Genomic DNA, 15,381 nt, shown 5'->3' on the forward strand with positions numbered 1-15,381 from the left:
TTTGGTTGGCCCCTCCCCCAACCGTTTGCCCCGCAGGCCTTGGTCCGTGGGGCTTTTTTATGTTTTTGGAAGTGTGTTTCGGGGTGGGTGTTCGCCACAACATTTTCATTGCCTGTGAGACCGAGCGCCGCGCGGGCGGCGCTCGATTTATGCCCCACCGCAGAACCCGAGGCAGGCACCACGCAACCCTCACTCGGTTGCATTTACCCCCCGGCTAGCCCAAGCTCTGCCCTTCCCGTCGCCCCGGATCGTCCGATGCCCAGACGCAACCGCTACCTGATCGCCCTGCTGCTGTTGATCCTGGTATCGGCCCTGTTCGGCTACCTGTGGCGCGACGCTCCGCCAGCCCCGCCTACCCTGCCTGCGCACAGCTACGCCAAGGCCCTGCGCCAGGCCCATGAGGGCCAACCCGGCGCAGCACGGGTGCTGTACCAGCAACTGCAGCGCACCGACCTGCCACCCATTCGCCGTGCCGCCTTGTATGCCGAACTGCCAAACTATCCTTCGCCCCAGGCATTGAAACTCGCCCGTCAGGACCTCGAGCATGCCGACCCGCAGGTGCGCCGTGCAGCCATTGCCGGTATTCGCCGCCTGCTGCCGGCGGCGCAGCGCAGCCTGGTACTCGGCCCACTGCTGGACGACGACGAGCAAAGCGTGCGCTTTGCCGCGGTAGATGCCCTGCTCGGCCTTGCTCCGGATGACATCGGCCTTTATTTCGGCCCGCTACAGGTCGCCCTGGAGCAATACCAGCAGGCACTCGAGCAACAACCCGAAGACGCCGACGCCCAGGTCCACCTGGCGCGCCTCTACCTGCACGAAAACGACTACACCCTGGCCGACACCGCCCTGCAGCGAGCCCTGGCGGTAGCGCCAGGCAACCTCGACGCACTGGCGACCCAGGTACGCCTGCTGGAGCGCCAGGGCCATCACGACGCCTCGCGTCAGATACTGGGCAAAGCCCTGGCGCTAAGCCCCGATTCGGCCTTTCTACAGTACGAACTGGGGCTCTGGCTGAACCGCCACGAGCAGCGCGAATACGCCTTGCTGGCCTTGTCCCGCGCGGTCGAGCTGGACCCGGACAACGCCGACTACCGCTATACACTGGCAGTCACCCTGCATGAACTGGAACAACTCGACGCCGCACAAAAGCAACTGGAAACCGTGCTCAGCCGCCAGCCGGCCAATCGCCGGGCACGGGTGTTGCTGATTAAGTATTGGAAGGAAACCGGCCAGTTGCAGAACGTGCAGGTACTGCTGGCAGAACTGGAGCGGCAGAACCCGGACGACCCCGTGCTGCAACAGGGCCTGTAGGCAACGTCCGAAAATTTGTTGAACCCTGGGGCTGTGCCCAAGGTCCAGTGGATATCAGACCACCCTGCAGGAGAGTCGTTTTGGCCAGTTCGTTGGCGCTGGACGAACGTGCATTGATCCTGGCGCCCCCGCCAATAGCCGCAGATACTGCTCGCCTGCTCGCTTCTGCGGGCATCGACAGCCTGTGCGCGGTCGACCTGGCCAACCTGCAAGCCTGCCTGGCCGAAGGCGCAGGCCTGGCGATCATTGCCGAGCAAGCGTTCAAACAGGGCCCAAGTGCATTGCTGCAAGAATTCATCGACCAGCAACCGTGCTGGTCGGACCTGCCCATCGTGCTGCTCGGTCAAGGGAGCCAAGCGGCCAAGGGCTCGACCAACCTCCCGGTGGGCAACCTGGTCCTGCTGGTCGCACCATTCGAAAACGCCCAGCTGCTGCGCATGACCCAGTCCGCCCTGCGCAACCGGCGTCGGCAGTATCTGGCACGCGACCAGTTGCAAGACCTGCAGCAACGCCTTGACGCCAAGGCCGCACCTCCCGGCGAAGAGCAGCAACGCAGCGAGTTCGTACGCCACCAGACGCGCAAGATGGAGGCCATCGGCCAACTGGCCGGGGGGGTCGCCCACGACTTCAACAACCTGCTCACCAGCATTGGTGGCAGCTTCGAGCTGATTGACCGGCGCTTGCGCCAGGGTCGCAGCGATGGCCTGGACAACGTGCTGCGCATGGGCCGCGAGGCGGTGTCACGCGCCGCGCGCCTGACCCACCGCCTGCTGGCCTTCTCTTCTCGGCAATCGCTGCACACCCAGCAGGTCGACCTGCACGACCTGCTCCAGGCAAAACGCCTGAAGGCTTGCGTGACCCCGACCGTGACCCTGCAGGTGCAAATCGCCAAGAACCTGTGGTCGGTCGAAGCCGATGACCAACAGTTGCAGGAGGCCCTCGACAACCTGTTGATCAATGCCTGCGAAGCCATGCCCAATGGCGGTCAGCTGCGCATCGAGGCAAGTAACCAGCACATCGGCGCCGGGCAATTCGCTGGCGGTGCCCTGTGCGCCGGCGACTATGTACGCCTGCGAGTCATCGATGACGGCCAGGGCATGGCGCAAAGCACGCTGGAGCATGCCTTCGAACCGTTCTTCAGCACCAAGGCGATCGGCCAGGGCATCGGCCTTGGCCTGTCGATGGTTTACGGCTTCAGCAAGCAATCCCAAGGACATGTCACCCTGCACAGCCAGATCGGCCAAGGGACCCGGGTGGACCTTTATCTGCCGCGCCACGTCGACCAGGGCCAGGCACCGGTCAAACCCGTACAACCCGTGCGAGGTTACCAGGGCCATCACGTGCTGGTAGTCGAGGACGACCCCCATGTACGCCAATTGCTCTGCCAGGCCCTGCGCGAGGATGGCTTCGCCTGCCACAGTGCCGCCGACGCCAATGAGGGCCTTAAGGTACTGCGTTCGACACAACCGGTGGATCTGCTGATCAGCGATGTCGGCTTGCCCGGCATGAATGGCCGCCAGTTGGCCGAGATTGCCCGCAACCTGCGCCCACGCTTGCCAGTACTGTTCATCACCGGCTATGCAGAAACCGCCATGGCCCGCGAGGGCTTCCTGGAGGCGGGGATGCACCTGATCAGCAAGCCCTTCGAGCTGAAGCAGCTGCAGGCCCAGGTGACCCAGATACTGGGCAAGCCCTGAACCGCTTCACTCCTCGAGCATGCGTAGCGCTTCATCCACCAGGTCCGCCAGCGGGAACGGTTTGTTCATCAATGCCGTGCCCGGCTGCTCGAGCAACTGCGCTTCGATCGGCTGACCTGCATAGCCGGTAATGAACAGGATCTTCTGCAACGGCAGCTGCATGCGCATGGCCTTGGCCACCTGGCGGCCACTGAAACCACCCGGCAAGCCGATGTCGGTGATCACCAGGTCGAACGGGCCGTCATGGCGGAAGCGCTCCAGTGCGCTATTGGCGTCGCCCACATCAATGACTTCGAAACCACGTTCGGTCAGGTACTCGCACATCACAGCACGCAAACCGAGCTCGTCATCGACCAGCAACAGGCGCTGCCTCCCGGCCATGCGCTGCGTCCGGTGCACAACCGCAGGCGCCTCGGGTACCGGGTCATGCCACCTTGGAAAAAGCATGCAGACCTTGGTGCCCTGGTTCGGCGCCGACTCGATCCAGGCGTAGCCCCCCGACTGGCCGACAAACCCATACACCATCGACAAACCAAGGCCTGAGCCACGCCCGACCGGCTTGGTGGTGAAGAACGGTTCAAAGGCCCTGGCAATGTCCACGGCCGGCATGCCATGGCCATCATCCTCCACATACAACGCAACGTAGTCGCCTGGTGGCAGGCCGCTCTCATCCGGGAAACACCTTGTCAGCCGCTGGTTGATGCTGCGCAGCGTGACATTGCCGCGATCAAGGCACGCTTCGCGGGCGTTGGTGCAAAGATTGATCAAGGCATTTTCAAGCTGGGAAATATCAAGGTTCACCGCCCACGGCGTGACATCCAGCTGCCAGTGCAAGCGCATCTCGGCGCCCAGCGTGCTCCGCAGCAGTGGTTCGCTCAAGCGCAATTGCCGGTTGAAATCCAGCGGCCTGGGCGCCAAAGGTTGATGACGGGAAAACGCCAGCAGGCGATGGGTCAGCTCCATGGCACGCTGCACCGAATCTCGCGCGACCTCGACATACGCCTCCACCCGCTCCAGCCGTCCTTCCTGCAGGCGCCGCTGAAGCAGTTCGAGGCTGCCACCGATGCCGGACAACAAGTTGTTCAGTTCATGGCCCATGCCCCCGGCCAACTGCCCGACCACCTCCAGACGCTCGTTGTTGCGCATCAGCGCTTCGGATTGACGAGCAGCCTCCTCACGTTCCCCGGTGATATCCCGGCCAACGGCAATCAGCAGGCTGCCATCGAACCGTGCACTCCAGCGAAAACAGTGGTAATGGCCATCGCGGTGGCGCAGGCGCGTCTCTATCTGCTCGGTATCCCGGTACTGCAGGCACCCGGAAACGGCCACCTCAACCTCAGCGCGATCTGCCGGATGTACCAGATCCAGCACCGGAGTGCCCAGTACCTGCTCTTCGGACCAGCCCAGGATGCGATACCAGGCGGGGTTGGCGGCACACACCTTCATCTCGGGAGTGACCGTCATCATCGCATCACGCGACAGCTGCCAGAACTGCTCGCGCTCCACCAGGTGTCGCTCGACCTGCCGCTGGAATTCTTGCGCCTGCTCCCGCCAGTGGCGATGCGCCTCGACGCTGGCCGTGGTTTCGATCACCGCGTGCAGAAACCCTGCCACGTTGCCCAGTTCATCGTGCAACGGTGTGTAGCCGAACGCACACCACAACGGCTCCCCGCCTTGGCCGCGGCCAATATGCAGTGGTGGGTCCTCGACAAAGCTCGAGCGCCCCTCGAGCGCCTTGAACACCCACGGCCCCATCGCCGGCCATTCATCGCTCCACAGCGCGTCGAAGGGCATGCCCAATGCATTCGGGGCAACCCGCCGCAATGCCCGATAGCCTTCATTGTGGACCACGCTGAGGTCTGGTCCCCAGACCACGGCACACGGAAACGGTGACAATTGCATCATGTCGACGACAATGCGCAACGAAGCCGGCCAGCGCGGCAGCGGCCCGAGCGGTGTACGCCCCCAGTCGAACCGTGCAATCCGTTCGCCCATGAGGTCAACCGGTGCCAGCACAGACGGCTGCAGGATGACCATCGACGCAGGCTCGCGCGGCGTACCATTTGTGACCACTGTCGTGACTCCAGCATGATTCAGAAAAAGTACAGGCGCTGCGTGAATGTGGTTCACGTTAGCACAACACACGCCACCCAATATGGCGTACTGGCACCTGAGAGCTATGCTCATTAGGTTTTCCCTCGGGCCGGGGGAGCAACGGCCCATTCAGGTTGCCGACGGGAGCGTGGTCATGAGCAAGAAAATGCTGGTGGTGCTGACCAATACAGCCAAGTATCCGACCCTCAAGCGGGCGACCGGCTTGTGGCTGGGGGAAGCGGTGCACTTTGTCGAAAAAGTCGAAAAAGCCGGTTACGAGGTCGATTATGTCAGCCCGCTGGGCGGCTACGTCCCTGTCGACCCGCATAGCCTGCAGATGGCCCCCGACCTGGACTGGCTGTGGTATGACGACAAGCGCTTCATGACCCGCCTGGGCAACACCTTGAGCCCTGGCCAGGTGAAGGCAGAAGAGTACAGCGTCATCTACTACACCGGCGGGCACGGAGTGATGTATGACTTTCCCGACAACCAGCCGCTGCAAGAGCTGGCCCGCCGGGTGTACGAGCACAAGGGCATTGTCGCGGCGGTTTGCCATGGCGTTGTCGGCCTGCTGAACATCAAGCTCAGCGACAACAGCCTGTTGCTCAAGGACCGTCAGGTGACCGGCTTCTCCAATACCGAGGAGAAGCTCGTCGAACTGGACAAGGTGGTCCCCTTCCTGACGGAAACCGAGCTGGGTGCCCGAGGTGGTACCTACAGCAAGCATGAAGACCCGTGGCAGCCGTTCGTGGTGGCCGATGATCGGCTGATCACCGGGCAGAACCCGGCCTCTACGGCCCAGTTGGCCGAAAAAGTGCTCGCCAGGCTGAAGCGAGGCTGACAACGAAGTTCTGCTTTTCTGTAAAACCGCAACACTTTTGGCCTACAGCCGGAGCATCATCAAGCACATAGGATCAGCGCTGACCTGTTCAACCCGAACAGCAAGGTTCAACGGAGCGGCGGTCCTATGGCAGCAATACCGAGTCTCGGCATCAACTGGCGGAAGTTACTGTTGATATTGTCCATCGGCGCAATACCGGTACTGTCCGGGTTACTGATGATGAACTATCAACTGGATAGAAAACTTGAGGAGAATGCCAAGGTTTCTGTTCAAGAGGCGATTTTCAGCATCGACCAGGCACTGGGCCGCATGGAAGGCGATCTGGACCTGATCCTGCCATTGGCAGGCAAGCCCTGTGACGAAGTACTTGGTACGCTGGAGCAGAGAGTCGCCAACAGCCCGCACCTTCGTTCACTGATACTCACCCGCGACCAACAAGCGTATTGTGCGACGGACATGGACCCTTTGGCGTATAACTCGGCTTTTGCCCTGTCCGGACGGCAGACAGAGCTGGCATTCGACGCTCCATCGTCGCCTAACGCGGCGATCATCAAAGTCCAGAGACCGAACAGCGACCCTGGGATAATCGCAACAGCGTACGGTCGGCAGCTGCGTGACGAACTGCGTGCTTTCCAGGACGGCCTGACATTGCTTCTGGAATTTAGCGACCTGTATATCTGGAGCGAGGGAGACAGCCGCGACGCACAACGGCCCTCCCAGGTCGAATTCACCGAGCGATCGGTTTCCCAGAAATATGGTTACGTGGTGATCGGCGGTTACCCCAAAGGATACGCCACCCAGGAGTTTCGCCTATCCCTGCATCAGGTACTGCCCTCGCTGGTACTGGTCGGGGTCGCCAGCATGTTCATCATGTACCTGGGCCTGACCATTTCGGGCAAGAGAAGGGTTGATACCGCCGCCATCGAATCGTGACGGCGGTACCCTGGGGTTACTCGGTGCTCAGCACACCACGACGTACCTGGTCGCGCTCGATGGATTCGAACAGTGCCTTGAAGTTGCCTTCGCCAAAGCCGTCATCCCCCTTGCGCTGGATGAACTCGAAGAACACCGGGCCGAGCAGGGTCTCGGAGAAGATCTGCAGCAGCAGGCGCTTGTCGTCAGGCTGGGAGGCACCATCGAGGAGGATACCGCGTGCTTTCAACTGGTCGACCGGCTCGCCGTGACCTGGCAGGCGCTCTTCGAGCATCTCGTAGTAGGTTTGCGGCGGTGCAGTCATGAAGCGCATGCCGAAGCCCTTGAGGGCGTCCCAGGTCTTGAGCAGGTCATCGGTCAGGAAGGCGACGTGCTGGATGCCTTCGCCGTTGAACTGCATCAGGAACTCTTCGATCTGCCCGGAGCCCTTGGACGATTCTTCGTTCAGCGGGATGCGGATCATGCCATCCGGTGCAGTCATGGCACGCGAAGTCAGGCCGGTGTACTCACCCTTGATGTCGAAATAGCGGATTTCGCGGAAGTTGAACAGCTTCTCGTAGAAGCCAGCCCAGTACGACATGCGCCCGCGATAAACGTTGTGGGTGAGGTGGTCGATGATCTTCAGGCCGGCACCCACCGGGTTGCGGTCCACACCCTCGATGAACTTGAAGTCGATATCGTAGATCGAGCTGCCTTCCTCGAAACGGTCGATCAGATACAACGGCGCACCGCCGATGCCCTTGATCGCCGGCAGGCGCAGTTCCATCGGGCCGGTTTCGATTTCCACCGGCTGGGCGCCCAGTTCCAGGGCGCGGGCATAGGCCTCATGGGCATTGCGCACGCGGAACGCCATGCCGCATACCGACGGGCCGTGTTCGGCAGCGAAGTACGAGGCGATGCTCTTGGGTTCGTTGTTCAGGATCAGGTTGATGTCACCCTGGCGATACAGGTGCACATCCTTGGAACGGTGGGTAGCGACCTTGGTGAAGCCCAGCATCTGGAATACCGGCTCGAGCACGCCAGGGGTCGGCGAAGCCAGTTCGATGAATTCAAAGCCCATCAGGCCCATCGGATTGTCGAAGATATCAGCCATGTTCGTGTCCTCATCTGCAGCGAAAGATTATTGATTGCGTGGGATGTGGAACGGAAACGGCGGGGAGCACGGGATACCCCGCACGCTGCGGGCGAGGAAATCACCTATTATCAGCTTGAACCCATGGTATGTCATATGGACCCATTCTCGGCGGGCTTGATCCTTCGGCATCGAAGGACCTTATTGTTGTATTCGTAAATGGATTCTACATTGCGTAAAATGGTTTGTCGCCCTTTAGTTGCTCACCGGTCCCGACAAGCGGCTATCCTCTCGTAATCCTTTATACAGATCAGGGTCAGCATGCCCCTTACCGTCAAACGCCGCGCCGGCCTCGGCTGGCGCACCCTGTTGCCCTGGGTCGTCGGCGTGCTGCCCGTGGCATGCGGCCTGGCCGTGATGAACTGGCAGATCGAGCGTGAAATGCACGCCAGCAGCCAGGCTACCACCCGCCAGGTGGTGGAGCACGTCGAGCGCATTCTCGACAATCTGTCCAGCGCTGCCCATGCTCTGCTGCCGCTTGTCGACAGCCCGTGCGACGAGGTCCAGCTCATGCTGCGCGCCCAGGTCACGCGCAACGCCTTCGTGCGCTCGACCAACCTGTTCCGGCACAACGCCCTTTATTGCACCTCGCTGTTCGGCGCATTCGACGAGCCGGTCAACCCCGGCGACTACATCGACGGCAAGCTGTGGCTGATGGACGGCAACTCGGTCACCCCTGGCCACCCGCTGCTGGTGTATCGGGCCAGCGATGGCGACCGCGGCGCGATCAGTACGGTCGATGGTGAACACCTGCTGACGGCGCTGCGCCTGATCGGCCCCGATGAAGAGCTGCAGATCCGCGTGGGCGATGCCTGGCTGGGCAAGGATGGCATCGTGCACAAGGGCGTGCCCCCTGCCGCGGCCAGCGCGAATGTGCAGCTGGGCTCGACCCGTTACCCGTTCAGCGTGCATGGCGGCTACGGCGCCGACAAGCAGGGCCAGCTGTGGCTCAGCCACTATCCCGCCCTGTTCGGTCTGCTGCTGATACTGGGCGCGGTGGCCGGCCTGGTGTGCCGCTGGCAGGTTCGCCGCGCCACCTCGCCCCGTGCCGAACTGCGCCGGGCCCTGGAGGCCGACGAGTTCCTGCCGTACTTCCAGCCGGTAGTGCGCAAGGGCGACTACCGCTGGGCCGGCGCCGAAGTGCTGATGCGCTGGAACCACCCGCGCGAAGGCCTGGTGCGCCCCGACCTGTTCATCCCCTACGCCGAACACAGCGGGCAGATCGTCGCCATGACCCGTGCGCTGATGATGCACACCGCGCAGAGCCTGGCTCCCTTTGCCGGGCTGCTGGAGGACGGTTTCCATATCGGCATCAACATCACCGCCGACCACTGCCGCGACTTCAGCCTGCTGGACGATTGCCGGACCTTCCTCCAGCACTTCCCGCCAGGCCGGGTGGTGCTGACCCTGGAGCTGACCGAGCGCAAGCTGATCGAGCCCACGCCGGTGGCCCTGGAGCTGTTCGAGAAGCTCGACGTCATGGGTGTGAAGATCGCCCTGGACGACTTCGGCACCGGCCAGTCAAGCCTCAACTACCTGCGCCAGTTCAAGGTCGATTACCTGAAGATAGACCAGAGCTTCGTGGCCATGATCGGTGGCGATGCGCTGTCGGTGCACATCCTCGAGACCATCATCGAGCTATCGGCCAAGCTGGGCCTGGGCATCGTTGCCGAGGGCGTGGAAACAGAAGCCCAGCGCGACTACCTGGCCCGTCACGAGGTGGACTTCCAGCAAGGCTACCTGTTCGCCAGGCCCATGCCGGCTGCCCAGTTCCTCGAAGCGCTGGCCGCACGCCCGGCTGCGTCGCGGTTGCCGCAAGCCGCGCCCCCTGAGATCATGCGCGGCTGATCCACCTGCTCAATTCCCTATTCGAGGCATTCGTGTCAAAAGGCATTCTTTCGTCGGTCATGGCGTCCTGTCTGTTCGCCGTGATGTACTTCTATACCTCTCTGCTCACGCCGCTCGATGGCGAGGAGATCTTTGGCTGGCGCACCCTGTTGACGCTGCCCTGCCTGACCCTGTTCATGCTTGTCTCGAAAGACTGGAAACGGGTGGGCGAACTGCTCGCCCGGGTAAAACACACGCCGCTGCTGTTGCTGGGCATGGTCGGCACATCGTGGCTGATGGGCGTGCAGCTGTGGCTGTTCCTCTGGGCGCCCCTGCACGGGCGCAGCCTGGAAGTGTCGATGGGCTATTTCCTGCTGCCGCTGGCCATGGTCCTGACCGGGCGACTTGTGTATGGCGAGCGCCTGTCACGCCTGCAGAAGGTGGCCGTGGCCTGCGCTGCTCTCGGCGTGGGCCACGAGCTGTATCAGCATGGCAGTTTCGCCTGGGAAACCCTGGTGGTGACGATCGGCTACCCGATCTATTTCGTGTTGCGCAAGCGCTGCCGCACCGACCATTTGGGAGGTTTGTGGTGCGACATGTGCCTGCTGTTGCCCTGGGCGCTGTATTTCGTGATCCAGGGCCCGCTTTCCCCTGCGGATCTGCAGGCACACCCTGGGCTGTATGCGTTGATCCCGATCCTCGGGGCGATCAGCGCCTCGGCCCTGATCGCCTACGTGCTGGCCAGCCGCCTGCTGCCTTTCAGCCTGTTCGGCCTGCTCAGCTACGTCGAGCCAGTGCTGCTGGTAGGCGTTGCGCTGTTGCTGGGCGAAACCATCGGCCCGGATCAGTGGCTGACCTACCTTCCGATCTGGGCCGCGGTGCTGGTACTGGTGATCGAGGGTTTCAAGCACCTGCTGCGTCAACGTCGCCGTTCGGTGTAAGCCGAACCTGACGCACCCGCCGCTCCTCGACCGCCTCCACGGTCAGCGTCCAGCCATTCCAGGCCAGGCGGTCACCAACCATAGGCAGGCGGTCGAGCAGGCTCATCACCAGGCCCGCGAGGGTCTGGTAGTCCTCGGTGGCTCGGGCGCAGAAGCCGGTACGTGCCTGCACCTGGCCCAGGTTCAACGCGCCGCTGACCACAAAGCCTTCACCTTCCTGAACGATGCCCGGGCCTTCGACCTCGCTGGCATCCGGCAACTCGCCGGCAATCGACTCCAGAATATCGGTCATGGTCAGCAGGCCGGTAAAGTCACCGAACTCGTTGACGACGAAAGCAATGTGCGTCGACTGGCCTCGCATCTGCTCCAGGGCATTGAGGATGCTGAAGCTCTCCAGCAGGTTCAGCGGTACTCGGGCCATGCCTTCCAGATCGGGCTGGTTGCCCGACAGCAGCTCCTTGAGCAGTTCCTTCTTGTGCACGAAGCCCAGTGGCTCGTCCACGCGGCCATCGCGGATCAGCGGCAGGCGCGAGTACGGCGAATTGGCCAGGGCCTGGGCAATGGCGTCGGCCGGCTGCGCCAGGTCGATCACATCGACCTCGGCGCGGGCGGTCATCACCGTGCGGATAGGCCGCTCGGCCAGGTTCAGCACGCCACTGATCATCACCCGTTCACGGCGGTCGAACAGCACCTGCTCCTCACCGCCTTCGACCAGGTCAGCGATTTCCTCGCCCACCTCGTCAGCCTCGACCCGGCGGCCACCCAGCAGGCGCAGCACGGCATGCGCGGTGCGCTCACGCAGCGGCCGGTGCTGCTGCAGGCTGCGCTTGCGGCGGGCACGGGCCAGCTGGTTGAACAGCTCGATCAGAATCGAGAAGCCGATGGCCGCGTACAGGTAGCCTTTGGGGATATGGAAGCCCAGGCCTTCAGCGGTGAGGCTGAAGCCGATCATCATCAGGAAGCCCAGGCACAGCATGATCACCGTGGGGTGGGCGTTGACGAAGCGGGTCAGCGGCTTGCTGGCAACGATCATGATGCCGATCGAGAAGATCACCGCGATCATCATCACCGACAACTGCTCGACCATGCCAACCGCGGTGATCACCGCGTCCAGCGAGAACACCGCATCAAGCACCACGATCTGCGCAACGATCGGCCAGAACGCAGCATGGCGTACCGTGCCGCTGGCCTGGGCCACGTGGCCTTCCAGGCGTTCGTGCAGCTCCATGGTGGCCTTGAACAGCAGGAACACGCCACCGAACAGCATGATCAGGTCGCGGCCCGAGAAGCTCTTTTCGAACACCTCGAACAACGGCGCGGTCAGGGTGACCATCCACGAGATACTGGCCAACAGGCCAAGGCGCATGATCAACGCCAGGCTCAGGCCAATGACCCGTGCGCGGTCGCGCTGATGCGGCGGCAGTTTGTCGGCGAGGATGGCGATGAACACCAGGTTGTCGATACCCAGCACCAGCTCGAGGACGATAAGCGTCAACAGGCCCAGCCAGGCCGTGGGGTCGGCTAGCCATTCCATTAGCGGGTACTCACGAGGGCAGCGTCACGAGGACGGGAGAAAGAAGGCCGGGAAGACCGGGGACTGGGGGGCTCCGCGAAGGTGCTCATATAGACCTTGTTAGCAAATTGGGAAAATGATCCTACAAGCACAGCAGCTTTCCGTAATAGCGCAAAACTATTACAAAACCTGTAACAACCTTGTAGGAGCGGCCTTGTGTCGCGAACGGGCCGCACAGCGCCCCCCCGGGTTTCAGGAGCGCTGCATCAACAGCTGGGGCCGCTCTGCGGCCCGATCGCGACACAAGGCCGCTCCTACACAAAAATGCGCTGGCCGGGCGTGGGGTACTTTTCTTCAATACCGCAGGCTGTCGATGCCCGAGCATGAAGGCCAACCTCAACCAAACGGATCCCCCTCATGAGCCTGTCCCTGTCCATGGCCGCTTTCGCACTGGCGGCCTCGATCTCCCCCGGCCCGGTCAACATCGTTGCGCTGGGCAGCGGTGCCCGCCATGGCCTGCGTGCCAGCCTGGCACATGTGGCTGGCGCCACGCTGGGCTTCTGCCTGCTGCTGGTGCTGGTCGGGCTGGGCCTGCATCAATTGTTGCTGCGCTGGCCTTTGCTGGGCCTGCTTTTGCACTGGGGCGGCGTGGCGTTCCTGCTGTACATGGCATGGAAGCTGGCCAGCGACGATGGGCAACTGGGCAGTGCCCATCCCACCCAGGCTCCCTCGGCCTGGCACGGCGCGGCGATGCAATGGCTCAATCCCAAGGCATGGCTGGCAGCGGTGGCCGGGGTTGGTGCCTATACCGCCGGTGAGCAGCAGCTGCTGTGGCTGTTTGCCTGGATCTACGGGCCGATCTGCTTCATTTCAGTGGCCAGCTGGGCGTGGGCCGGGAGCGTGGTTCGCCAGTATCTGGGCAACCCACGGCACATGCGCCTGCTGAATCGGGGCTTGGCGCTGCTGCTCGTGGGCAGTGCGGTCTACCTGGTCATTTGAGCCTGGCTGCACCGACCCTATCGCTGCCCTCAAGACCTGCGCAGTACCTGTGGGAGCTGGGTTGCCGGCGATAGGGCCACCACCGCCAAAAATGGCAATTCAGCCGAATGCATTGCGGTAATGCCCCGGTGTCGCCGCCAGGTGCTGCTTGAAGGCCCGCTGCAGGTGCGCCTGGTCGGCAAACCCGGCCTCCTGCGCAACCTCGGCAATAGCCCGGCCCTGACGCAATTGCGCCCTGGCCAGCTGCACGCGCTGGTCGAGCAGGTAACCATGCGGCGTCAGGCCGAAGCGTTGGCGGAACGCGCGAATCAGGTAGGAACGCGACAGGCCGCACGCCGCGCAGATGTCGTCCAGGCTCAGCGGGTCGCCACGATGGACGCGAATGAACGCTGCCGCCGTGTCCAGTCGTGGGTTGCCCTCGTCGTTGACGCTGGCATCGCCGCCAAGCAAACCTGGAAGTGCGCCAAACAGCGCCGCCAGGCGCCCTTCCCGGTCTGGCACGCCGGCGTCGAACAGGTCGGCAAAGGCCTGCAACAGGCTCCGGTACAACACCGGCGAGCTACTCCAGGGCCGGGCCGGCAAGGTGAACCCCAGTGCCTGCAACCAAGGCATATCGACGAACATCATCAGGTAGGACCAGTGTTCCCCGTCGATGGGGTTGCAGGCATGCACCACACCTGGGTTCATCAGCACCGTGGTACCAGCAGCCACCTCTATGCACTGGTCACCGTACAGATAGGAGCTGCGCCCCCCCGTTATCACTCCGATGGAAAAGCTCTCATGGGAATGCGCGGCGTAGCACACCTGGCGCCCGTCCCCTACCCGCCGGGCCTCGACGAAGGGCAACGCCGGGTCGCGCCAGAACCGTGATACCTCGATCATCCCTCACCCCGCTCGCCGCTGCCATGCGCCTGAATACTACACGCCTATCGCGGAAACAGGTCCAGCGTCCGCTCAACTTCGCCGACATCGATCGTGAAACCATCGCCGTCCGGTATCCCGACCACAAAGCCGAAATGCTGGTGGTCTCGGTCCGTCAGGTACTTGTAGTAGCTGACAAACCGATTGGGCGGCTGCAACGTCAGCAGGCAACCACCGGCCTGCAGTACGTTGACCCCATGCACCAACTGGCTACCTTCCACACCGATTACCACCCTCGCCCCGGCGCAGGCCGCGACGATACTCGGCACATCGGACTTCAGCGGGTTGACGATGCGAAAACCGCGGGTGGCGCGCAAATGCTCCGCCAGCGCCAGCTCATTGCGCAGCAGGCGCAGGTCACCATCGCCACCACGCAGCAGGAACACCCCCGGATGTGGCGCATGCGGCACATGCGACAGCAACTTGTCGCCCATGGCCCGGTAGCGGGCATGCCGGCTGCGGTTGTTGGCCTGGTCATCGAACAGCACCAGCTCACGGAAAAACGCACTGCGCAGGCGCAGCGGGTTCATTTCCAGCCAGTCTTCATAGGCCGGGGCCTGGGCAAACAGCGGGTATCTGGCCGAGGGCGCGGTGGTTACCGGTATGCCTTCGTTACAGGCCAGCGCATAGGTCGGACAATCCTCCATCAGCCAGGTACCGAACCACGTGTTGCCGTTTTGCGTGCAATAGATGGCCGCGCGGTCGATTTCGTTTTCCACGACGATGCTCGGAAAGGGGCCCGGCTTCAACGACAGCCAATGGCTGGCCTTGCCCTTGTACAACGCCCCGTCGACCAGCCATACGTCCTTGATCAGGTAGCCGCGGGTTGGCCCTTGCAGTGTGCTGATGCCGCCTTCCATGGTACGCGCAGGGTGCACGTAGGGATAGAAACGCTTGCCTTCCCACCCCGTTACTCGCTCCAGCTGGCCTGGCAGGAAAACGGCCGGGGGCGAAACCGTGACTTCCCCCGGGGCAATGTCCCAACTTTTGTCCGCCACGCTCTTGAGGTCGATGCCGCTGTTCCTGCCTAGCCGTTTGCGCGCCATGTAGCGGTAGGCGGCCAGGGTCCAGGTGTGCTGCCTGGCCGCAGGCGATGCACTGAACTTCGAGATGTCGCTTCCCATGAAGCGTCCTCCCTTGATGACAAGGTCAAAAGCCTGGCGCAAGGCGCC

At 62.8% G+C, this 15,381-nt stretch carries 12 protein-coding genes; 7 read left to right on the forward strand and 5 right to left on the reverse strand.

Annotation, left to right across the window (positions count from 1 at the left end; translation table 11 throughout):
• Window positions 1-255 precede the first annotated feature (255 nt).
• Both GYA95_RS10645 and GYA95_RS10650 read left to right on the forward strand, forming a co-directional pair.
• Window positions 256-1,311, forward strand: coding sequence for a tetratricopeptide repeat protein (locus tag GYA95_RS10645; protein ID WP_015270543.1), 1,056 nt, complete (start codon window positions 256-258; stop codon window positions 1,309-1,311).
• An 80-nt stretch (window positions 1,312-1,391) separates the two neighbouring features.
• Window positions 1,392-3,008 (forward strand): response regulator, encoded by a 1,617-nt coding sequence (locus GYA95_RS10650; protein ID WP_015270544.1) that lies wholly within the window; start codon window positions 1,392-1,394, stop codon window positions 3,006-3,008.
• A gap of 6 nt (window positions 3,009-3,014) precedes the next feature.
• Here the strand turns inward: GYA95_RS10650 and GYA95_RS10655 are convergent, their stop codons facing one another.
• Entirely contained in the window at window positions 3,015-5,045 is a 2,031-nt protein-coding gene (locus GYA95_RS10655) for a hybrid sensor histidine kinase/response regulator (protein WP_161551474.1), read from the reverse strand.
• Between the two features lie 211 nt (window positions 5,046-5,256).
• Here GYA95_RS10655 and GYA95_RS10660 point away from each other — a divergent pair, with 211 nt between their 5' ends.
• Complete coding sequence (locus GYA95_RS10660) at window positions 5,257-5,943, forward strand: type 1 glutamine amidotransferase domain-containing protein (RefSeq protein ID WP_015270546.1); 687 nt, start codon at window positions 5,257-5,259, stop codon at window positions 5,941-5,943.
• A gap of 126 nt (window positions 5,944-6,069) precedes the next feature.
• Window positions 6,070-6,876 (forward strand): CSS-motif domain-containing protein, encoded by an 807-nt coding sequence (locus tag GYA95_RS10665; RefSeq protein ID WP_015270547.1) that lies wholly within the window; start codon window positions 6,070-6,072, stop codon window positions 6,874-6,876.
• Between the two features lie 16 nt (window positions 6,877-6,892).
• On the opposite strand, the gene hppD is transcribed toward GYA95_RS10665, so the two are convergent.
• A complete protein-coding gene (gene hppD / locus GYA95_RS10670; protein ID WP_013972820.1) occupies window positions 6,893-7,969 on the reverse strand; it encodes a 4-hydroxyphenylpyruvate dioxygenase in 1,077 nt (358 codons plus the stop codon).
• A 300-nt stretch (window positions 7,970-8,269) separates the two neighbouring features.
• Between hppD and GYA95_RS10675 the strand changes: the two genes are divergently transcribed.
• Window positions 8,270-9,856, forward strand: a complete 1,587-nt coding sequence (locus GYA95_RS10675) for an EAL domain-containing protein (RefSeq protein ID WP_015270548.1) — start codon at window positions 8,270-8,272, stop codon at window positions 9,854-9,856.
• Window positions 9,857-9,888: 32 nt separating this feature from the next.
• Window positions 9,889-10,776, forward strand: a complete 888-nt coding sequence (gene rarD, locus GYA95_RS10680) for an EamA family transporter RarD (RefSeq protein ID WP_015270549.1) — start codon at window positions 9,889-9,891, stop codon at window positions 10,774-10,776.
• Here the strand turns inward: rarD and GYA95_RS10685 are convergent.
• Window positions 10,739-12,310 carry a TerC family protein gene (locus tag GYA95_RS10685; RefSeq protein WP_015270550.1) on the reverse strand — a complete coding sequence of 524 codons (1,572 nt, stop codon included), beginning with the start codon at window positions 12,308-12,310 and terminating at the stop codon, window positions 10,739-10,741. The genes rarD and GYA95_RS10685 overlap by 38 nt on opposite strands.
• A gap of 396 nt (window positions 12,311-12,706) precedes the next feature.
• On the opposite strand from GYA95_RS10685, the gene GYA95_RS10690 reads away from it, so the two are divergent.
• Window positions 12,707-13,288, forward strand: a complete 582-nt coding sequence (locus GYA95_RS10690; RefSeq protein ID WP_015270551.1) for a LysE family translocator — start codon at window positions 12,707-12,709, stop codon at window positions 13,286-13,288.
• Between the two features lie 99 nt (window positions 13,289-13,387).
• On the opposite strand, the gene GYA95_RS10695 is transcribed toward GYA95_RS10690, so the two are convergent.
• Complete coding sequence (locus tag GYA95_RS10695; protein ID WP_161551389.1) at window positions 13,388-14,170, reverse strand: AraC family transcriptional regulator; 783 nt, start codon at window positions 14,168-14,170, stop codon at window positions 13,388-13,390.
• A 44-nt stretch (window positions 14,171-14,214) separates the two neighbouring features.
• A complete protein-coding gene (locus tag GYA95_RS10700) occupies window positions 14,215-15,333 on the reverse strand; it encodes a glycosyltransferase family 61 protein (RefSeq protein WP_015270552.1) in 1,119 nt (372 codons plus the stop codon).
• Between the last annotated feature and the right edge of the window lie 48 nt (window positions 15,334-15,381).

Source organism: Pseudomonas asiatica, from assembly GCF_009932335.1.
Taxonomy (GTDB): Bacteria; Pseudomonadota; Gammaproteobacteria; order Pseudomonadales; family Pseudomonadaceae; genus Aquipseudomonas; species Aquipseudomonas asiatica.